At 68.0% G+C, this 18608-nt stretch carries 19 protein-coding genes; 7 read left to right on the forward strand and 12 right to left on the reverse strand.

All coding sequences use genetic code 11. The annotated features are described in order from the left end of the window. Window positions 1-19: 19 nt before the first annotated feature. On the forward strand, window positions 20-2467 hold the full coding sequence (locus tag DFS13_RS12580; RefSeq protein WP_111441758.1) for a phosphocholine-specific phospholipase C: 2448 nt from the start codon (window positions 20-22) through the stop codon (window positions 2465-2467). Between the two features lie 69 nt (window positions 2468-2536). Here the strand turns inward: DFS13_RS12580 and DFS13_RS12585 are convergent, their stop codons facing one another. After that, window positions 2537-3700 (reverse strand): porin, encoded by a 1164-nt coding sequence (locus DFS13_RS12585; RefSeq protein WP_060267338.1) that lies wholly within the window; start codon window positions 3698-3700, stop codon window positions 2537-2539. Window positions 3701-4445: 745 nt separating this feature from the next. Between DFS13_RS12585 and DFS13_RS12595 the strand changes: the two genes are divergently transcribed. Further along, entirely contained in the window at window positions 4446-5036 is a 591-nt protein-coding gene (locus tag DFS13_RS12595; protein ID WP_012493090.1) for a GNAT family N-acetyltransferase, read from the forward strand. A gap of 30 nt (window positions 5037-5066) precedes the next feature. Here the strand turns inward: DFS13_RS12595 and tam are convergent, their stop codons facing one another. Further along, window positions 5067-5852, reverse strand: a complete 786-nt coding sequence (gene tam, locus DFS13_RS12600) for a trans-aconitate 2-methyltransferase (protein ID WP_006495838.1) — start codon at window positions 5850-5852, stop codon at window positions 5067-5069. Between the two features lie 138 nt (window positions 5853-5990). Between tam and DFS13_RS12605 the strand changes: the two genes are divergently transcribed. Then, the gene (locus DFS13_RS12605; RefSeq protein ID WP_006485476.1) at window positions 5991-6887 is read left to right on the forward strand and encodes a LysR family transcriptional regulator; all 897 of its coding nucleotides are present in this window, start codon (window positions 5991-5993) and stop codon (window positions 6885-6887) included. Window positions 6888-6948: 61 nt separating this feature from the next. On the opposite strand, the gene DFS13_RS12610 is transcribed toward DFS13_RS12605, so the two are convergent. The 4 genes from DFS13_RS12610 to DFS13_RS12625 form a co-directional block, all read right to left on the reverse strand. Continuing rightward, a complete protein-coding gene (locus DFS13_RS12610; protein WP_043205092.1) occupies window positions 6949-7383 on the reverse strand; it encodes a GNAT family N-acetyltransferase in 435 nt (144 codons plus the stop codon). 163 nt (window positions 7384-7546) lie between these two features. After that, complete coding sequence (locus DFS13_RS12615; RefSeq protein WP_006495840.1) at window positions 7547-8014, reverse strand: nucleoside deaminase; 468 nt, start codon at window positions 8012-8014, stop codon at window positions 7547-7549. 87 nt (window positions 8015-8101) lie between these two features. Continuing rightward, window positions 8102-8572, reverse strand: coding sequence for a cyanase (gene cynS / locus DFS13_RS12620; RefSeq protein WP_006495841.1), 471 nt, complete (start codon window positions 8570-8572; stop codon window positions 8102-8104). A 30-nt stretch (window positions 8573-8602) separates the two neighbouring features. Then, window positions 8603-9262, reverse strand: a complete 660-nt coding sequence (locus tag DFS13_RS12625; RefSeq protein ID WP_006485475.1) for a carbonic anhydrase — start codon at window positions 9260-9262, stop codon at window positions 8603-8605. A 113-nt stretch (window positions 9263-9375) separates the two neighbouring features. Between DFS13_RS12625 and cynR the strand changes: the two genes are divergently transcribed. Further along, entirely contained in the window at window positions 9376-10305 is a 930-nt protein-coding gene (cynR, locus tag DFS13_RS12630; protein WP_006495842.1) for a transcriptional regulator CynR, read from the forward strand. A 106-nt stretch (window positions 10306-10411) separates the two neighbouring features. Here the strand turns inward: cynR and DFS13_RS12635 are convergent, their stop codons facing one another. Both DFS13_RS12635 and DFS13_RS12640 read right to left on the reverse strand, forming a co-directional pair. After that, window positions 10412-10612: a hypothetical protein gene (locus DFS13_RS12635; RefSeq protein WP_058902663.1), complete on the reverse strand. Its 201-nt coding sequence runs from the start codon at window positions 10610-10612 to the stop codon at window positions 10412-10414. Window positions 10613-10646: 34 nt separating this feature from the next. Next, complete coding sequence (locus DFS13_RS12640) at window positions 10647-11966, reverse strand: DUF3422 family protein (protein ID WP_006495844.1); 1320 nt, start codon at window positions 11964-11966, stop codon at window positions 10647-10649. A gap of 161 nt (window positions 11967-12127) precedes the next feature. Here DFS13_RS12640 and DFS13_RS12645 point away from each other — a divergent pair, with 161 nt between their 5' ends. After that, window positions 12128-13003, forward strand: a complete 876-nt coding sequence (locus DFS13_RS12645; RefSeq protein WP_006485479.1) for a LysR family transcriptional regulator — start codon at window positions 12128-12130, stop codon at window positions 13001-13003. A 27-nt stretch (window positions 13004-13030) separates the two neighbouring features. On the opposite strand, the gene DFS13_RS12650 is transcribed toward DFS13_RS12645, so the two are convergent. Both DFS13_RS12650 and DFS13_RS12655 read right to left on the reverse strand, forming a co-directional pair. Beyond that, window positions 13031-13597, reverse strand: coding sequence for a hypothetical protein (locus tag DFS13_RS12650; protein WP_006492966.1), 567 nt, complete (start codon window positions 13595-13597; stop codon window positions 13031-13033). Window positions 13598-13725: 128 nt separating this feature from the next. Beyond that, window positions 13726-14076, reverse strand: a complete 351-nt coding sequence (locus DFS13_RS12655) for a hypothetical protein (protein ID WP_060212949.1) — start codon at window positions 14074-14076, stop codon at window positions 13726-13728. A 327-nt stretch (window positions 14077-14403) separates the two neighbouring features. On the opposite strand from DFS13_RS12655, the gene blaOXA reads away from it, so the two are divergent. Together blaOXA and DFS13_RS12665 are read left to right on the forward strand one after the other, a co-directional pair. Continuing rightward, on the forward strand, window positions 14404-15210 hold the full coding sequence (gene blaOXA, locus DFS13_RS12660; protein WP_111441759.1) for an OXA-1043 family class D beta-lactamase: 807 nt from the start codon (window positions 14404-14406) through the stop codon (window positions 15208-15210). Beyond that, complete coding sequence (locus DFS13_RS12665; protein ID WP_111441760.1) at window positions 15207-16346, forward strand: acyltransferase; 1140 nt, start codon at window positions 15207-15209, stop codon at window positions 16344-16346. The genes blaOXA and DFS13_RS12665 overlap by 4 nt, the downstream gene beginning before the upstream one ends. Window positions 16347-16451: 105 nt before the next feature. On the opposite strand, the gene DFS13_RS12670 is transcribed toward DFS13_RS12665, so the two are convergent. Together DFS13_RS12670 and DFS13_RS12675 are read right to left on the reverse strand one after the other, a co-directional pair. Continuing rightward, window positions 16452-17195: a hypothetical protein gene (locus DFS13_RS12670; protein ID WP_111441761.1), complete on the reverse strand. Its 744-nt coding sequence runs from the start codon at window positions 17193-17195 to the stop codon at window positions 16452-16454. Between the two features lie 16 nt (window positions 17196-17211). Continuing rightward, window positions 17212-18603 carry an alkaline phosphatase gene (locus tag DFS13_RS12675; RefSeq protein ID WP_111441762.1) on the reverse strand — a complete coding sequence of 464 codons (1392 nt, stop codon included), beginning with the start codon at window positions 18601-18603 and terminating at the stop codon, window positions 17212-17214. Between the last annotated feature and the right edge of the window lie 5 nt (window positions 18604-18608).

The following is an 18608-nucleotide window of genomic DNA, read 5'->3' on the forward strand; positions in this document are numbered from 1 at the left end:
CCCACGACAGAGAGCGATCATGCAAAACCCACCCACGACACGACGTCGGTTCCTTGCCGACGCGCTGAAACTCGCCGGCGCCACCGCGGTGACCGGCATGCTGCCCGAAAGCATCCTGCGCGCGCAGTCGATTCCGGCGGCGAGTGTCACCGGCACCCTCCAGGACGTCAAGCACGTCGTCATCCTGATGCAGGAAAACCGGTCGTTCGACCACTATCTCGGCACGCTGCGCGGCGCACGCGGCTTCGGCGATCCGCGGCCGGTCGTGATTTCCAGCGGCTACCCGGTGTGGCGCCAGCCGGCGCCGTTGTCCTACGTGTTTCCGTTCAATCCGTCGCCGCCCGTTTCCGGCGTCGCGAACGGCGACACGTACTACGGCGATCTCGATCACAGCTGGAATGGCACGCACAGCGCATGGAACAACGGCCGCTACGACAACTGGGTCGGCGCCAAAACCAGCGGCACGATGTACTACTTCACGCAGAACGACATCCCCTTCTACCACGCGCTGGCGAGCGCCTTCACCGTGTGCGACGCGTACCACTGCTCGATGCTCGGCCCGACGGACCCGAACCGCCTGTATCTGTGGACCGGCTGCTGCGGCAACGTCGCCGGCTATTCGCCCTACACGAACAACACGATGACCGGCACCGGCTGGACCACGATGCCGGAACGCCTGAACACGGCCGGCGTCACGTGGAAGTTCTACCAGGACAAGGGCAACGGGCTCGACGCCAGTCACGGCTACGGCGAATACAACGGCTCGAAGCGCGATCTCTGGTGGAACGGCAACTACGGCGACAACGTCATCCTGAACTTCCGGCAGTACCAGAACCTCGGCGCCAACGATCCGCTCGCGCCGGCGCTCAACGGCACGCAGATCGATCCGACCGGCGGCGGCAAGGAATACGACACGAATCTCTTCAGCCAGCTGCGGACCGACGTCGCGAACGGCACGCTGCCGCAGGTGTCGTGGATCGCCGCGCCTTACGCCTATTGCGAGCATCCGTCGTGGGCCGCGAGCGGCGGCGAATGGTACGTGAGCAACGTGCTCGATGCGCTGACGTCGAATCCGGCCGTGTGGGCCAGCACCGTGCTGCTCGTGATGTACGACGAGAACGACGGCCTGTTCGATCACGTGCCGCCGGCCGTTCCGGCGAGCGCCGCCGCCGGCACCGGCCGCTCGACGATCTCGACCGCCGCTGAATTCGTCGCGGGCGGCGGCGCCGCATCGGACGGCTCGGCGAGCGGCGACACGCCGATCGGGCTCGGCCCGCGCGTGCCGATGTTCGTGATCTCGCCGTGGTCGAAAGGCGGCAAGGTCAACTCTCAAGTGTTCGACCATACGTCGGTGATCCGCTTCCTCGAAGCGCGCTTCGGGCTGCAGGAAACCAACATCACACCGTGGCGGCGTGCCGTGTGCGGCGATCTCACTTCGGCATTCGATTTCGCGAATCCGGACCAGACGATTCCCGCGATCCCGGCCGCGACCAGCAACATGGACCCGAACGGCTCGACGGTCCTGATTCCCCCTGCCACCACCACCGCGGTGCCGGCACAAACGGCCGGCCGCACTCCCGCGTGCCGGCTGCCGTACGAGTTCTTCGTCCAGGGCAAGGTCAACCGCTCGGGCAAGACGCTCGGGTTGACGATGACGAATACCGGCGCGGCCGCCGTGCATCTGCAGGCGTGGGTCGACGGCACGAGCACGATACCGCGGCACTACACGATCGGCGCCGGCACGGGCACGTGCGTCACGGATGCGCTCGCGCTGAATTCGGGCGGCGGCTACGACTACTCGATCTACGGCCCGAACGGTTTCCTGCAGACGTTGCGCGGCAACATCGGCGCAGCGGGGAGCGCGGGTTCGACGGCCGAAGTCAGCCTCTGCTACGACGTGCAGAACGGCAACGTGCTGATCACGCTGGACAATGCCGCCGGCGCCAGCGCGACGACGTTCCAGCTCGTCGACAACGCGTACGGAATGAACAGCGCGCAGTCGGTCAGCGTGCCGGCCGGCGCGACGCGGACCGTCACGTGGTACGGCGACGCCGGCTGGTACGACGCGAGCATCCGCGATGCGAACGACCCTGGCTTCCTGCGCCGCATCGCCGGCTGCGTCCAGGCGCAATCGGGCACGTTGCTGACGGATTCGGCGATCGGCAATACGAACGGCAAGTTCGTCGCGGCACTGTCGTCGCAGGGCGCGTCGTACGGCACGCTGCGATTCGACTACGTCGTGCCGCCGTGGCGCCACAGCCCGAAGAACTGGGTCGGCATCTATCCGCGCGGCGCGCAGCCGACCAAGGGCGGCTACAAGTCGTGGGCGTACCTGCCCAAGAGCACCGGCTCGCTGCTGTTCTCGTCGACTGCGAACAGCGCGCTCGCATCGGGCCAATACGATGCGTGGTTCCTGTTCGACGACGGCTACACGCCGCTCGCCGGCCCCGTCGCGATCACTATCTGACGTCGCCCGTCCCGGCGGCGCGCAAACACGATGCGCGCCGCCGGGCGGGTCGCCCGGGCTACGCGTCGATCAGAACTTGTGACGCAGGCCGATCCGCGTGACGAACTGCGTGTTCGCGCCCGCGCTGCCGACGAACGACGGCGACGAGCCGATTTCAGCCTGTACCGGCACGACCCGGCCGTTGATCGTGTTGCTGCCCGACGCCTTCTGGTACGCCGCGCTCACGTACACGTCGGTACGCTTCGACAGCGCGTAGTCGACCGCGGCGTTGACCTGGTGCCACTTGCCGTCGTAGCGGCCGTCGAGCTTCGAGAACGTATAGCCGAGACCGCCGCTCAACGCCGGCGAGAACGCATAGCGGCCGCCGATTTCGTAGTTGTTCAGCTTCGACGATTCGCCCGACAGCGGCGTGAACTTCGTATGCGTCCAGTTCGCCCACACGAGGCCCGCCGCGATCGCATAACGCGCGCCGACGCCGACCGTCTCGAGGTCGCGCAACCCGAACGTGTTGATGTTCGCGATGCTCACGCCGAACGCCGGCGTCGCGCCGTTCGGGAAGCGGATGTTCGTGTACGCGGCGCCGATGCCGAACGGCCCTTGCGCGTAGTTCGCACCGAAGCTGTACGCGCTCGACGCACCCTGCGCGCCGTTCGTGCCGGTCGTGGTGGGCGTGCCCGCGAACTGCGTCGAGTTCGAGAACCCGTACATCGCGCCGAACGTGAGGCCCGCGAAGTTCGCGCTCTGGAACTTCACCGCGTTGTTGATGCGGCTCGACGTCAGCTGGTCGAGATCGTTGATGTGATACGCGTAGTTGCCGGCCGGCGTCTGGCTGCCCATCGTGTAGTTCGCGCCGATGTAGTCGGTCGAGAACGAGTATTGACGGCCGAACGTCAGCGAACCGATGCCGTTCTTCGACAGCCCGACGAACGCCTGCCGGCCGAACAGCGCCCCGCCCTGGCCGATCGAGCCGTCGCCGCTGCTGAAGCCGTTTTCCAGCACGAACAGCGCCTTCAGCCCGCCGCCGAGATCCTCGCTCCCGCGGATGCCCCAGCGGCTGCCCGACGCGACGCCGTCGCCGTACTTGACGAGCTTGCCGTGCCCGCCCGTCGTCGCGACCTTGTTCGAATACGTGATGCCCGCATCGATCAACCCGTAGAGCGTGACGCTGCTTTGCGCGTGCGCGGCCGTGCCGAACATCCCGAGTGTGGCCGCGGCCACGATGGTCTTCTTCATGTTGCTTCCTTTTTGTTGTGGACGCGCGCGCCTGCGTCGCGGCAGGACGCGCGGCGTGTTGACGAGAAACCGTACGACGGACGAACGCAAGCCCGCACCGGCAGACGCGCGCGTGCCTCATGCGCGTGCACGATGTTCCGTTTCGATGCCGGTGTGGGCTTGCGGAAGCGGCATGCCGCAGGGCGGCCGCTCGTGTTGCGGCGTCGGCACGCGTGCGCATCGGTGGCGCATGCGTGCCGGCGCATTGCTCCGGCGATGCAGGTCAGACGCGCTTCCGGCTGTCGTGGAGCAGATGGACGGCGTGACGCCGGACGGCATCACGACCTTCGATATATTTTTCGGAATATAACGAGTTGTCACCGAACGGTAAACAATTATTCGGGTTCCTGTCGTCATTCATCCACAGGCAAGCGTCGACGAGCCCGGCGCGAAGCCGCGATGCACGTCAGGCGTCATCGCATCGCGACGCAGCTGGCCGGCGCCGAATTCCCGCATAATCAGGCGGTCGAACGAGCGCCGCGGCCCGCGCGCGAATGCCGCAAACGTATGCGGTGTCGCCCGATCCGTCGGCCGCATGCATTCGACCGTCGCGCACGCAGCCGGTCTGTGCCGGCTCCACGCGCGACGAATTGTGCAGGTGCAAAAAACCACGCAACGACGAGAATGCGATTCGCCGCCCGTCATGGTGACGACGATCGCATCACGGACCACACCACGCCATCCCGCGAAGACAGGACACCGACATATGGACCGAGCCGAACACATCAGCATCGAACCGGCGCTCGCGCTTGCCGCCGACGAACTGGACGGATGCGATTTCTCGTTCGACATCGCGTGGGAATTGAACGCGCCGTATCAGGACTTGCTCGATCTTCGCGCGCTGCCGGTGCGACGCAAGGACTACGGCTTCGATCCGGCCGGCTGGGCGAGCGGCGCGTCGGGCCGCACGGCGCTGTTTCGCGCGACGGCCGGCGAACGGCTCGCCGGCTTCGTCGCGATCGAGGAAAGCTGGAACGGCATGGCCGAGATCGCGGAGCTGGCCGTCGACCGCCAGTACCGGCGCCAGGGGATCGGGCAGTTCCTGCTGGCAGCCGCCGAAGCGTGGGCGCGCAGCCACGGGTTCGGCTTCATGCGGCTCGAAACGCAGGCGAACAACGTCGCGGCCTGCTCGACCTATGCACGCGCGGGCTTCGCGCTCGGCGGCCACGACCGCTTCCTGTACGCCGATGGCGAGAACGCCGGGGAAGTCGCGTTGTTCTGGTACAAGGACCTGCGCGACGGGCAGACCGCGCGAAGCCGCACGGTCGACCCGGCATCGGTGCCGGCGGTGCGCTGAGGCACGGCCGGCCGTCGCGTCGATACCGCGCTACTTCCGCGTCGCCACGATGAACAGGCGCGGAAACGGCAGCAGCACCGTGCCGTCGTCCTGCGCCGGATAGCCGTCCGGCCCGGCCAGCGCGTCGCGATAGCGTGCGACGAACGCGCGCTGTTCGGGCGCGTCGAGCGCCGCGAGGAACGGCCGCAGCGCGCTGCCCTTGAACCATTCGACGACCGCATCCGCGCCGCCGCGCAGCGGGTGGTAATAGGTCGTGCGCCATACGTCCACGCGCGAACACAGCGGCGCGAGCAGCGCATGATAGTAGCGTGCGTCGAACCGCTCGGTGCGCGCCGCCCCTTTCAGCTTGTCGGCCCACGGCCCGTCCGCGGCGACTTCGCGCATCAGCCGGTGCGCCGGTTCATCGAGGTTGTCGGGCATCTGCACCGCGAGATGGCCGCCCGGCGCGAGGCGGCCGACGAGCATCGGGAACAGCGTGTCGTGCGCCGGCACCCATTGCAGCACCGCATTCGACAAGATCAGGTCATAGCCGCCCGGATCGTCCCAGGCGGCGACATCGGCAAGGTCGAAACGCAGTGCCGGCAGGCGCTTGCGCGCAGCCGCGATCATGTCCGCCGACGCGTCGATCCCGTGGATCGTCGCGTCCGGTGCGCGCGCGATCAGCGCTTCCGTCGAATTGCCCGGCCCGCAGCCGATATCGATCGCGGTATGGATCGGCGTCTTCGGCACGGCGGCCAGCAGGTCGCGCACCGGCCGCGTCCGTTCGTCCTCGAACTGCACGTACTGGGTCGCGTATTGATCGAGCGGGGTCGTCACGATGGATCTCCTGGTCGGCATGAGCGGCCGCGTTGCATCGCGCACGGCGATGCAACGGGCCATCGATTCAGCGCATTCTGCGACTGCCGCCGACCTTCAGTAAAATGAATTTAATATCGTGATTGATTCAAGATTCTGATGAAGATCGATACGCTCGGTGTCCAGGCTTTCGTCGCGATCGCCGACGGCGGCAGCTTCAGGCAGGCAGCCGACACGCTGCACGTCACGCAAACGGCGATCACGCAGCGCCTGCGCAAGCTCGAATCGTATCTCGGCGTCGCGCTCGTCGAGCGCACGACGCGCCGCACCACGCTGACCGAGATCGGCCGGCGTTTCCTGCCGCAGGCCCGCCGGCTGCTGAACGAGCTGTCCGACGCGCTGACCGAAATCCGCGAGACCGGCCTGAGCCAGCGCGGCGACGTCACGATCGCGTGCGTGCCGACGGTCGGCGTGCAGTATCTGCCGCGCATCCTGCGCGCGTTCTCCGGGCATCGGCCGCACGATCGCGTGAAGATTCTCGATCATGCGTCGGCGTCGGTGCTGCAGGCCGTGCTGCGGCGCGAAGCGGAATTCGGCATCAGCATCGCCGGCGACCAGCACCCGGAACTCGTCAGCGTACCGCTCACACATGACCCTTATGTGCTCGTGTGCCGCGACGATCACCCGCTCGCGAAGCGGCGACGCATCCGCTGGGCGGCGCTGCAGCCGCATCCACTGATCTTCGCCGGCGAAGTGAGCGGCAATCGCGGGCTGCTCGAAGGCGCGCTGAAGACGAGCGGCGTGTCGCTGCATTCGTTCTACGAGGTGCAGCGCAGCTCGACGGCGCTCGGGCTCGTCGCGGAAGGGCTCGGCGCGGCCGTCGTGCCGAAGCTCGCGATCCAGAAGAACGCGTATCCGATGATCCGTACGATCGAGCTCGTCGAACCGTCGGTGTCGCGCACGCTCGTGCTCGTCACCCGCCGGAGCGCGCAACTGTCGCCCGCGGCGCGGGCGCTGTACGACATGATCGTCGAGCGGGCAGCGCCCGGGCGGTGATCCGCGAGCGGTGCGGTACGACCCGCGTGTCACGGGATGCCAGGCAACGACCGGTTGCCGCTCAAAGCACCTTGACCATAAACACGCGCGCCGCGCCTGCCGGCTCGCACGGCACTTCGCCGAACGTCTCGTAACCGTGCTTCCGGTAGAAGTCGGGCGCCTGGAACGAGATCGTGTACAGCACCGCACGCGCGCAACCGCGCCGCTTCGCCTCCGCTTCGGCCTCGCGCAGCAGCCGGCTGCCGAAGCCGCCGCCGCGCAGCGATTCGGGCAGATAGAACAGGTCGATGAAGAACAGGCCGAGCGACGTCCGGCCGGTGAGACCGCCCAATACCTCGCCGGTCGCGGGATCGGTCACGTAGACGTCGAGCGCGGCTGCATCGGCGCGCCCCGTCATCGCATGGTTGAATTCGCCGAGCTTGCGGCTGATGAAGTCTCGGGCGGCCGGTTGCCCGGTGTCGGTCAGTTGAAGGATAACGTCGGGATGCGGTGTCATCGGAGGCGAACACGTGCGTGAATGGAGCGCCGGGTGTGCGGCAGCCGCGGCGGACGTCGCACGACTATAGCGCGTCGTCACGCGTTCACGCCATCGCGAACGCCGCCGTCGGGCCGCGACGATCGCGCCCGCCACGCCGGTATCGCGTCCGCGATGAAGCAAGTCACTTCTCGTTCAGCTCCTTCCAGCGCCGGTACACGTCGATCGCGCCGTCATGCTTTCGCTGCACCATCGGCAGCCGGCGTTCCTCGATCGGTTTCGCATATTCGGCATAGAACGTATCGAGCTCGAAATACTTGCGGTCATCCCGATAGAACGGCGCGTAATCCTCGCGCGTCGTGATGTAGATCACGCGTTTCGGGCTGCAGTAGTACAACGAACCGAGGCACATCGGACACGGGCTCGCGAGGATGTAGATCTCGCAGTCGGTCAGGTGCTCGGTGCCGAGCGTGCGGCACGCGTCGCGCACCGCGAGGATCTCCGCGTGCGCGGTCGGGTCGCTGGTCTGCGCGACGAGGTTCGGGCTCTCCGCGACGATCTCGCCGTCGCGGACGATCACCGTCGCGAACGGGCGGCCGCCCTCTTCCACGTTCTTCATCGCGAGATCGATCGTTCGTTTCACAAAATCCATGGTTGCGTCCTCGTTGAAACGGCATGGCGGGAACGTGCGCCGGCCGGCGCACGTCGGGCGGCACCGCGTGGCGGCGCCGCACCGGCGTCAGAACGGCTTGGTCGGCAGGTACTTGCCGTCGAGCGTGATCACCGCACGCGAGCCGCCTTCGGGATCGTCGACCTTCTTCACGTCGAGCCGGAAATTGATCGCGCTGATGATGCCGTCGCCGAACTTCTCGTGAACGAGCGCCTTCAGCGTCGTGCCGTACACCTGCAACATTTCGTAGAAACGGTAGATGGTCGGGTCGGTCGGCACGCGATCGTCGATGCTGCCGCGCAGCGGGATCGTCTGCAGCAGCAGCACCGCGTCGTCGTCGAGGCCGAGCTTGTCGGCGACGATGCGCGCCGCGTCGGCCGGCAACGCATGCTGGCCGAGCAGCGCGGCCGTGACGAACGCTTCGCTCAGGCCCGTGCCCTCGGTGAGCTGCGCGAACGACAGGTTCTTGCGCGCTTTCGCGAGGACGACGGTTTCCGCCAGCGCGTGGCGCGCCGTCTGACTGTGCTGGGACTGGATCATGGTAATGCCTCGTAGTGGAGTGGGAGCGATTCAGGCCGCGACGGGTAGCGTCGCGGGGGTAGCGCGGACGCCGGGATGGTCCGCGAGGGACACGAACCGGCCGGTCGCGCCGTCGTAGGCGTCGATGCAGCCCGATTCGATGTCGTAGACCCAGCCGTGCAGCGCGAGACGCCCTTCTTCGAGCGCGAGCCGCACGGCGGGGTGCGTCTTCAGGTTGGCCAGTTGCGCGACGACGTTCTCGCGCACCATCGAGTCGATCCGCTCGCGCTCGCTGCGGTGCGTGCGCGCCTCGTTCACGACCCGCGCCGAATCGGCATAGCGCAGCCAGTGGCCGACGGCCGGCATGTGATCCATGCACTGGCAGGTCGCGATCGCGGTCATCGCGCCGCAATCGGAATGCCCGCAGATCACGACGTCGGTCACGCGCAGCGCGGCGACCGCATATTCGACCGACGCCGACACGCCGCCCGGCTCCGGGCCGTACGACGGCACGATGTTGCCGGCGTTGCGGATCACGAACAGGTCGCCCGGCTCGCGCTGCGTGACAAGTTCGGGCACGAGCCGGCTGTCCGAGCACGAGATGAACAGCGCCCGCGGGTTCTGGCTGCGCGCGAGATCGCGAAACAGCGCGGCGCGCGCCGGGTAGGCGTCGCGCTGGAACTTCAGGAAGCCTTCGATGATGTCCTTCATCGCGTGTTCTCCGGTGCGGATGGAATCGATGAAGGGCAGGTTACGCCCGACTTCCGATAACGTAAAAGACTGATTTATGATCCACCGGATAAGCACGACTTATGGGAACCGCCATGCTGCTGCGTCACATCCACTACTTCCTGGCCGTCGCCGAACATCGCAGCTTCACGCGCGCGGCCGCCGCGCTGCACGTGTCGCAGCCCGCGCTGTCGCAGCAGATCCGCCAGCTCGAGGACACGCTCGGCGCGCAACTGTTCGACCGCACCGGGCGCGTCACGCGGCTGACCGATGCCGGCGACGTGTATTTCCGCTATGCGCGGCAGGCGCTGCACGATCTCGCGGAAGGCCGGCGTGCGATCCACGACGTGCAGGATCTGAGCCGCGGCTCGCTGCGCCTCGCGGTCACGCCGACCTTCACGAGCTATCTCGTCGGGCCGCTCGTCGAGGCGTTTCACGGCCGCTATCCGGACGTGTCGCTGTCGGTGCGCGAGATGTCGCAGGAGCGGATCGAGGCGCTGCTCGTCGACGACGAGCTCGATGTCGGCATCGCCTTCGAGGACGTGCAGACGGCGGATATCGACGCGCAAACGCTGCTGGTCGAAACACTCGCACTCGTCGTGAACCGCGGGCACGCGCTCGGCGGCAAACGCAAGGCCGGGTTGCGCGCGCTGCACGACGCACCGCTCGTGCTGCTCACCGCGGAATTCGCGACGCGCACGCAGATCGACCGTTATTTCCGCGCGCACGACGTGCAGCCGCGCGTGCTGATGGAAGCGAATTCGCTCGGTGCGGTGATCGAGATCGTGCGCCGCACGACGCTTGCGACGCTGTTGCCGGCGACGATCGCCGTCGAGCACGACGATCTCGTTGCCGTCGCGCTCGATCCGGCGGTGCTGCGGCGCACGGCCGTGCTGTTGCAGCGCCGGGGCGCGTATCGGAGTGCGGCCGCGCGTGCGTTCGTCGAGCTGGCGCTCGCGCACGGGGCGGAAAGATCGAGGCGGGAAGGCAGCGCGCGTGCGACGCGCAACAAGGCGTCCGGCTGAATGCCGTCATGCGCGACGGCAAGCAACGCCGTCCCGCGCGGACGTCCGGCGTTTCACTCGACCGAAACGCCCGCGTGACGTTGATCCGACGCGCAGGGAACGCGCGTCAGTTGTACCCGAGGATCGCCACCGCCGCGACCTCCGGCCGGTCGATCGCGCCGCCGACGAGCGACGTCGTCGGCTCCTGCAGCACGGCCTGATACGAAGTGACGCGCCCCGCTTCCGGCGCGCCGGCTTCGTCCCGAACCGGTTGATCGAAGGCATCGATGCCGCTGAGGCAGTCGGATTGCGTTTGCATGAAAGTCATCTCCATTCCTTTGCTTTGATATGTCGTTGATGGTCTAGCTGGCCTGCTTCAACGCAACCGCCTGCACAGGCGCGCCGTCGTGCGCCGCCTCGGACCGCGCCAGCTGGGCGCGCGTGCGCCGCGTGATGTGGATCACCGCGAACACGACCGGCGCGATCAACAGCCCTTCCGCCAGTTCGGGATCGACCGGCAGGTTCATCACGTGCAGCGCCTTGAACGCCGCGGTCGCGAGCGACAGCACGTAGTACGAAATGGCGGCCACCGACAGCCCTTCGACCGCGTGCTGCAAATGAAGCTGGTTGCGCGCGGTGCGCTCCATGCCGGCCAGGAGCCGCGTGACGTCCTTTTCCTGCGCGAGATTCACGCGGGTGCGCAGCAGGTCGACCGCCCGCGCGATTCGCGCGGCGATCTGTTCGTGGCGCGCCCACACGCTGCGGCAGGTTTCCATCGCCGGCGCGAAGCGCCGCTCCATGAATTCGGCGAGCGTCGGCATGCCTTCGATACGCTCCTCGCGCAACTCCTGAATACGCGCGAGCACGAGCTTTTCGTACGCACGCGACGCGCTGAAGCGCGCCCCCGATCCCGACAACGATTCGACCCGCACCGCGAGATGCGTGAGCTTGACGAGCAACGCCGCGTCGTCGCCGTCGGCGCCGCTCGCGTCCATCCGCTGCATCAGCGCATGCAGCGCCGCATGGATCTCGTCGAGCTCGCGGCTCATCCGGCGCGCGACGGGCAGCGCAAGCAGCGCCATCATCCGGTACGTCTCGATTTCGTACAGACGCTGCAACAGCCGGCCGCCCTGCTCCTCGCGGAAATCCTCGTCGACGACGAGAAAGCGCATGAAGCCGTCGTCGCGCACGTGCCAGTCGCAGAACACCTTGCCGCCGCCGAGCACGTGGCTGCCGACGAGCGCGGGCCCGTCGATCCAGCGCCGCAGGTCGCCGCACACGCGCCGCGCGGCGTCGCCCGACAGCAGTTCCATCCGTACCGCGACGAAGCGGATGCCGGCCAGCCGCGCGAACCACGCGGCCGGAATGCCGGCGATCGCGCGATCGTCGAAATAACCGGTGTCGCGACGCGGCGCGACGAACGTGAAGGTCGAGAATTCGGTGTGGCGCTCCCACTTCAGGTACCAGCCGCACGGCGACTGCACCGCATGGTGCGTCGCGCCTTCGTGCGGCGCGTCGATCCCCGTGTCGCGGCACAGCGCGTGCAGCAGCGTTTCGTGGATGTCGGGCTGGCCGTCCGCATAGATCGCGTAATGCGTGAGCGACACGGCTTCGGCGAGCCGCAGGAACGGCCGGGCATGCAATTCCGCGGCCAGTGCGGCGCGCAACGGATGGTCGATCATCGATACACCACGCTTCCTTGTTCGGTGCTGCACGCCGGATCAACCGGCCTGAACGCCGCGCCGCCCTGGGGCGAAACACCAGCGTGATCGCACTATGGCAGACACACAGCAACAATAAAAACGCATAATGCTGATCGTTACGTTCAGTTTTCCTGATACCCATGAAGATGCTCGATCACGACGTGCTGGCCACCGTCGTCGCCGTCGCGGAAACCGGCAACATGACCCGCGCGGCCGAGGCCGTGAACCGCTCGCAGTCGGCCGTGAGCATGCAGATCAAGAGCCTGGAGGACGCGATCGGCCGGCCGCTGTTCGTGCGCAAGCCGCGCAGCATCGTGCTGACGCGCGAGGGCGAGGTGCTGCTGGGATTCGCCAGACGAATGCTGGCGCTGCGCGACGAGGCATGGGCGGCCGTGGTGCGGCCGGAAGTGACCGGCAAGGTCGTGATCGGCGTGCCGGACGACTATGCGTCGTCGCTGCTGCCGTCGGTGCTGAAGAAATTCTCCGCGACCTACCCGAAGGTCGAGATCCAGGTGATGGGGCTGCCGAGCAGCGCGCTCGCGCCGCTGATCAAGGAAGGCACCGTCGATCTCGTGTGCGGCACGCGCATCAAGGGGCTGTCGGGCGATTTCATTCGCCACGAGCCGATGGCGTGGGCCGCGATGACGAACGGGCCGCGCGTCTGGGAGGAACGGCCGCTGCCGATCGCGGTGTTCATGCCGGGCAGCGTCGCGCGCGAGAACGCGATCCGCAGCCTCGAACGCGCGAAAGTCCCCTATCGCACGTCGTATGAAAGCCCGAGCCTGCTCGGGCTGCTCAGCATGGTCGAGGCCGGCCTCGCGGTCGCGCCGCTCGCGCGCTGCGCGATTCCCGCGCAACTGTCGATGCTCGGCCGCTCGCACGGGCTGCCCGACCTGCCGCCGCTCGAGCTGATCCTCGCGCGCAGCACCAAGTCGAAACGGCCGCCGTGCGACTTCCTCGCGGAACAATTGATGGAAGACCTGCAGCGGCAGACCGGGCAGACCGGCGACGCGTGAGCACGCCGGCGCCGGCTCGCAGCAAGGTCAGCGATGGCCGGTCGCGCCATGCCCGGCCGCGCGCAACGCCGCGTTGACGATGCCGGCCACCGTATCGACGAGCGCTTCCAGCGTGTCGCCGTGCACGTGTCGCCCGGCAGGCGGAACGTGCTCGCTGCGCCGGCCGCCCCACTGCGAGCCGGCCGTGACCGACAGCGTCGCGCTGAACCGCTGGCCGTGCCGGCGGCCGAAGATGCCGATACGCCGTTCGGCGACGTAAGCCTGTTCGGGAAGAAACAATCGGATCTCGACCGCCGCTTGATCGGGGTCGGCCGCACACGCATCCGCATCGAACGCCGGTGCGAATGCCTTGACGATGCGGAACGTCACGTGGGAATCCCACGCGGCGAGCGGCCCGCCGGCCGCGTCGACGCGTTCGGCGTCGACCGACCACTGATGGCGATCGGGCACGCGAATCGCCTGGCGCAGCAGCACGTCCGCCGCGCGAACCGTCACCGTCAACTGCCGGGCAAGCTGCCTGCCCGACGGCAACGCCGCGGTATGCGCGCGACGGGCAGCCGGGCGCGCAACACGCACTTCTTCCGTAAGGTACATGGGCCCTCCCTGTTCAGGGGTCGCGCCGCGTTCGACGCAGCGCACAAACGTCCACCATCGCCAGCCGGCGAACAGCGCCGCGGCCGGCGAATCGGCGGCGGATTAGCCAAGCAATCGCCGTTCCCGGCTCAGCGGGCGTCGGCCGGGAGCCGCAACCGGCGCGCGATCGGCCCGATTACCGCATCGACTTGCTGCGCGATCAGCGTGTGCAGCGTGAAATCCAGATCTTCCGCGGCGATGTCGAAATGCACATGGATCACGTTGCGCACCGCGCGGGCGCTGACGACGTACACGCCGAGCGGGGAATGCAGCAATGCGGCAAGCCGGGCGTGCGCGGCCGCGGCGGAGCCGGCCGTCAGCGTGACCGGCAGTTGCAGGCGCGGGCGCGGCGGCGCGAACGGTACGACGTGGCCGGATGGGCCGGCGCGCAACCGGCGGCCGGCGACATCGAACGCGGGAAAGGGATGAATGAAGGTCATGGCGCGGACGGAAGCCGTCCCGGCTGTCAACACGTCCCCAGCTTAGAAGGGACCATATAAACGCCGTGCAAAAAAACGGTGTGCCCGTGCAAAAAACGGCATGCCGGCCGGGCCCTGGCCCGTCTTGACGACGTGATACGGCCGCTCGGCCGTCGCGCGTGCCCGTCAACCATGACAGGTCGACAGCCGGCGATCCGCCGATACACTGTGAGCCGTCCCGACGGCCTCGATCGATGTCACCGATGCCTGCCGCCGGCTTCGATCGCGCACGGCCTGCCGCTTCCCGCCCGCCCCGCGCACCGTCCGCACCTTTCCAAGGAGTTGCACTTGAAGCCCTGGCGCCCTGCGCTGCTCGCCTTCGCCGGCCTCCTGGCCGCCGCGTCTTCCGGCGCCCATCCCGTCTGCACGGTCGTCGCCGACGCCGCCACCGGCAGGGTGCTCGTGCAGCGGGGCGATTGCACGACCCGCGTGACGCCGGCATCGACGTTCAAGGTCGCAATCGGCCTGATGGGCTTCGACGCCGGCGTGCTGAAGGACGCGCACACGCCCACGCTCGATTTCCATGCCGGCTACCCCGACTGGGGCGGTGCGCCGTGGCGCGAGCCGACCGACCCGGCACGCTGGATGAAGCTGTCGATCTTCTGGTATTCGCAGCAGGTCACGCAGGCGCTGGGGCAAGCGCGCTTCCAGCAGTACACGAGCGCGTTCGGCTACGGCAACGCCGACGTCACCAGCAACGAGGGCGAACGGCCCGGCGTGATGGGCGCGTGGGTCAATGCGTCGCTACGCATCTCGCCGCTCGAACAGGTCGCGTTCATGCGCAGGATCGCGCAACGGACGCTGCCCGTCAGCGCGCACGCGTACGACATGATGGCGCGCATCACGCTGATCGACGCGCAACCGGGCGGCTGGACGGTACACGGCAAGACCGGCACCGGCTCGCCCGGTATCCAGTACGACGCCGCACACGCATACGGCTGGTTCGTCGGCTGGGCGACGCAGGGTGCGCGCACGCTGGTGTTCGCGAACCTGATCCAGGACGACGCGCGGCAGACGCCGAATGCCGGCCTGCGCGCGCGCGACACGTTCCTCGCGGCGCTGCCGACGCTCGCCGAACCGGCCCGGCCGCAATGAGCGCCGCGCCCCGCAACGCCCGCATCGACCTGCTGCGCGGCATCTCGATCCTGCTCGTGCTGCTGCATCACTTCAACATCGCGTATTCGCTGCGCGACACCGCGCTCGCGCGCGTGCCCGGCTGGGACACGATCCATGCGATCGTGCGCAACGGCAACTACGGCGTGACCATGTTCTTCGCGATCTCGGGCTACCTGATCACGTCGAACGCGCGCCGCCGCTGGGGCAGCCTCGGCGCGCTCGACGTGCGCGCGTTCTACGTGTCGCGCATCGCGCGGATCGTCCCGTGCCTGCTTCTGCTGCTCGCGCTCGTCAACGGCCTCGCGGCGGCCGGCGTGCCGATCTTCGCGAACCACGCGCCGCAGGGCGTCGCCGTGTCGTACTGGCTCGTGAATCTGGCGTCGCTCACGTTCTGGATGAACGTGCTGATCGGCGCGTACGGATGGGTCAACTACGCGCTCGGCGTGCTGTGGTCGCTGTCGGTCGAAGAGGTGTTCTACCTGTCGTTTCCGCTGCTGTGCATCGCACTGCGTCGCGACACGCGGTTGCTCGCGTTCTGGCTGCTGATCGCCGCGATCGGTCCCGTGTACCGCTACACGCATCCGGGTGACGAAGGCGGGTTCCTCTATGCGTACTTCGCGTGCTTCGACGGCATCGCGATCGGCTGCTGCACCGCGCTGCTCGCCGAACGCGCGCAATGGCGCAAGCTTGCAGCCACGCCCGTGCAGTGGCTTGTCGCGACACTGATGACCGCGCTCTATCTCGCGTGGCCGATCGCCGAAAGCCATGTGCTCGGCGTGTCCGCGATGGCGCTCGGCACGGCCGTGCTGCTGATCGGCGCCCATGCGGAACGCGCCCCCGCTCGCGGTCGCCTGCTCGCGCCGCTGCGCTGGAGCGGCCGGCTCAGCTACGAGCTGTATCTGTTCCATCTGATCGTGCTCGGCGCGCTGCGCACGTTCTGGCCGCCGTCTGCCACGCATGGCGACGGCAAGCTGGTGCTGCTCGTCGCGTATCTGGCGCTGTCGGCCGGCGTGAGTGCGGTCATCGCGCGCGGCTATGCGACGCCGCTCGACCGCTTCATCAAGCGTGCCGCGTCGCGGCCCGCGGCGCCAGTGACGGACAGCGTGCGCGTCTAGCTTCCCGCACGTCGCGGCGAACAAGGCGGAAGCGGCCAGGGCCACGCGGTATCGCCTGCACGATACCGGCCGGCCCGACCGCAAGCGCCGCTTGCGCCGCGTCGCTCAATCGAGATAGTCCGCGTATTCCTTGCGCGAATAGCCGGCGAGCGTCTGCCACGGCAACGGGTCCCGCCGCGCGGCCGGCGCCGGCGTCAACGTCAGCTTGCGCGTCACGCGGCCGTCCGCGCTGCGGTATTCGACCGACAGCGGCGCCTGCAACCGCTCGCTCCACAGAATCCGGTTCGCGCCGCGCGCGCCGGGCGTGTCCACGGCCTGCTCGTACCAGACGGTGCCGGGCGCGTCGCCACGCTTGGCGACCGCGAGCCGCTTCAACTGCGACGGCGGCGTCACGTAGTACGCGTTGTCCCACGAGCCGTCGAAGCCCGTGGTTTCGTACTCGGCCGGCGGCACGCTGACGACCGTCCGGTTCGCCACGTCCACGTACTCGATGCGAGCCGACTTGCCGTCGTACGTGACGTGCCGCGCGGCGGCCTGGAAGTTGAAATGCTTGTGGCCGGCGTGGGCCGCGGCCGGTTTTACCCCGGCGCGGCGACCCGCATCGTGATCGTGGTCATGACCGTGATCGTCGCCATGCTCGCCACCGGCCGCCGCCGCGGGCAGCACGCGCTCGACCCACACGTGGTCGTCGCGCCGCACCATCCGTTCACGATACAGCGTCGTGCGCGTCACGCCGTCGGCCGTGACCGTGCGGCTTTCGTGCTGCAGCACGGCGTCGAGATCGGCGGCGGCCACCGCGGGCAGTGACACCCACCCGCAAGCGAGCACGCAGAGAAGCTGACGTTTCATCGTGACGTCACCCGGCTCAGAAGCCGAACGCCGAGCGCACGAGACCGAACACCTTCGTGTTGTCGATCGTGCCCTTGAACGCCTTCGCGTCCGCGCCGTCGGCGAACAGCATCACGTCGCCGCCGCCGTGCGTCTCCGATCCCGCGCTGCCCATCCGCACGCCGACTTCCTGCAGGTACGCTTCGTTCATCGCGGTGGCCGAATCGACCGACGCGCGCACGTTCGGCCGGTTGGCGCCGTTGCCGAACACCAGCGTCGTGTAGGTATTGCCGTCGGCATCCTTGCTCGGCTGACCGTCGCGATAGTTGCGGCTGATGTCGAGAATCGGGTTGCCGCGCTTCGAATAGCCGTTGATCGTCATCGTGTGGTCGTGGTCGGCCGTCACGACGATCAGCGTATTCGCCAGGTCGACCTTCGACAGCGCGACGCGGATCGCTTCGTCGAACGCCGCCGTGTCTTCGAGCGCGCGCCTCGCGTTAGTGCCGTGCAGCGCGTGATCGATCCGGCCGCCTTCGACCATCAGGAAATAGCCGTTCGAATTCTTCGACAGCACGTCGATCGCCTTCGACGTCATGTCGGCCAGGCTCGGCTGCGTCGGCCCTTCGCCCTTGCCCGCGACGCGATCGAGTTCGTACTCGAGATGGCTCGTCGAGCTGAAGAGACCGACCAGCTTGCCGTTGCCGGCCTGCGCGAGCTGATCCCGGGTCGCGACGACCGTGTAGCCCTTCGCCTTCATCTCGTCGAGCAGGTTGCGCCCGTCGGCACGGCCGCGCTTGTTCGACACCGGGTCGAACGGCGTCCAGTGGTTGCGGCCGCCGCCCATTAGCACGTCGACGCCGTCGCCGAGCGCCGCGTTGTAGCCCGCGCCGCCGGGCACGGCCTGCGCGGCGATGTCGTACTGCGCATCGCGATGGCAGATGTGCGAATAGGTCGCGGCCGGCGTCGCATGCGTGAGCTCGGTGGTCGTGATCGCGCCGACCGCCTTGCCGCGCGCCTTCGCCAGTTCCAGCAGCGTCGCGACCGGCTGGCCGTTGCCCGGTGCGCAATGGTTGACGGTCTTGTTGCCGTTGACGTCGCTGCCCGGCGCGACCGCGCGCGTGTCGGACGACATCGACAGCACTTCGTTGTTCATCTTCACGCCGGTCATGTACGCGGCCATCGACGGCGCGCTGTCGGTCGTCTGCGCGTCGTTCGAGAAGGTCTTGACGCGCGCGGTGCGGGCCAGCTTCTCCATCGTCAGTTGCCCCGACTCGCCGACCTTGTAGATCCGGCTCGCGGTCACGGTCGTCGGCCCCATGCCGTCGCCGAGAAAGAAGATCACGTTCTTCGCCTGGCCGGCGGCCTGCGCCGCGCCGCACGCGAAACCCGCGACAGCCAGCGCCGCCGCGATGCACTTGATGGTCGACATCCTGT

This window comes from Burkholderia sp. 28_3, assembly GCF_003253915.1.
Lineage (GTDB): Bacteria > Pseudomonadota > Gammaproteobacteria > Burkholderiales > Burkholderiaceae > Burkholderia > Burkholderia cenocepacia.

Bases quoted from the DNA above. Each gene is read 5' to 3' on its own strand.
- DFS13_RS12580 (WP_111441758.1), top strand. From the start codon at position 20: ATGCAAAACCCACCCACGACACGACGTCGGTTCCTTGCCGACGCGCTG.
- DFS13_RS12665 (WP_111441760.1), top strand. From the start codon at position 15,207: ATGAGCGCCGCGCCCCGCAACGCCCGCATCGACCTGCTGCGCGGCATC.
- DFS13_RS12635 (WP_058902663.1), bottom strand. From the start codon at position 10,612: ATGACTTTCATGCAAACGCAATCCGACTGCCTCAGCGGCATCGATGCC.
- DFS13_RS12605 (WP_006485476.1), top strand. From the start codon at position 5,991: ATGAAGATCGATACGCTCGGTGTCCAGGCTTTCGTCGCGATCGCCGAC.
- DFS13_RS12585 (WP_060267338.1), bottom strand. From the start codon at position 3,700: ATGAAGAAGACCATCGTGGCCGCGGCCACACTCGGGATGTTCGGCACG.
- DFS13_RS12670 (WP_111441761.1), bottom strand. From the start codon at position 17,195: ATGAAACGTCAGCTTCTCTGCGTGCTCGCTTGCGGGTGGGTGTCACTG.
- DFS13_RS12650 (WP_006492966.1), bottom strand. From the start codon at position 13,597: ATGTACCTTACGGAAGAAGTGCGTGTTGCGCGCCCGGCTGCCCGTCGC.
- DFS13_RS12615 (WP_006495840.1), bottom strand. From the start codon at position 8,014: ATGGATTTTGTGAAACGAACGATCGATCTCGCGATGAAGAACGTGGAA.
- cynS (WP_006495841.1), bottom strand. From the start codon at position 8,572: ATGATCCAGTCCCAGCACAGTCAGACGGCGCGCCACGCGCTGGCGGAA.
- DFS13_RS12610 (WP_043205092.1), bottom strand. From the start codon at position 7,383: ATGACACCGCATCCCGACGTTATCCTTCAACTGACCGACACCGGGCAA.
- DFS13_RS12640 (WP_006495844.1), bottom strand. From the start codon at position 11,966: ATGATCGACCATCCGTTGCGCGCCGCACTGGCCGCGGAATTGCATGCC.
- DFS13_RS12655 (WP_060212949.1), bottom strand. From the start codon at position 14,076: ATGACCTTCATTCATCCCTTTCCCGCGTTCGATGTCGCCGGCCGCCGG.
- DFS13_RS12675 (WP_111441762.1), bottom strand. From the start codon at position 18,603: ATGTCGACCATCAAGTGCATCGCGGCGGCGCTGGCTGTCGCGGGTTTC.
- DFS13_RS12595 (WP_012493090.1), top strand. From the start codon at position 4,446: ATGGACCGAGCCGAACACATCAGCATCGAACCGGCGCTCGCGCTTGCC.
- DFS13_RS12645 (WP_006485479.1), top strand. From the start codon at position 12,128: ATGAAGATGCTCGATCACGACGTGCTGGCCACCGTCGTCGCCGTCGCG.
- DFS13_RS12625 (WP_006485475.1), bottom strand. From the start codon at position 9,262: ATGAAGGACATCATCGAAGGCTTCCTGAAGTTCCAGCGCGACGCCTAC.
- cynR (WP_006495842.1), top strand. From the start codon at position 9,376: ATGCTGCTGCGTCACATCCACTACTTCCTGGCCGTCGCCGAACATCGC.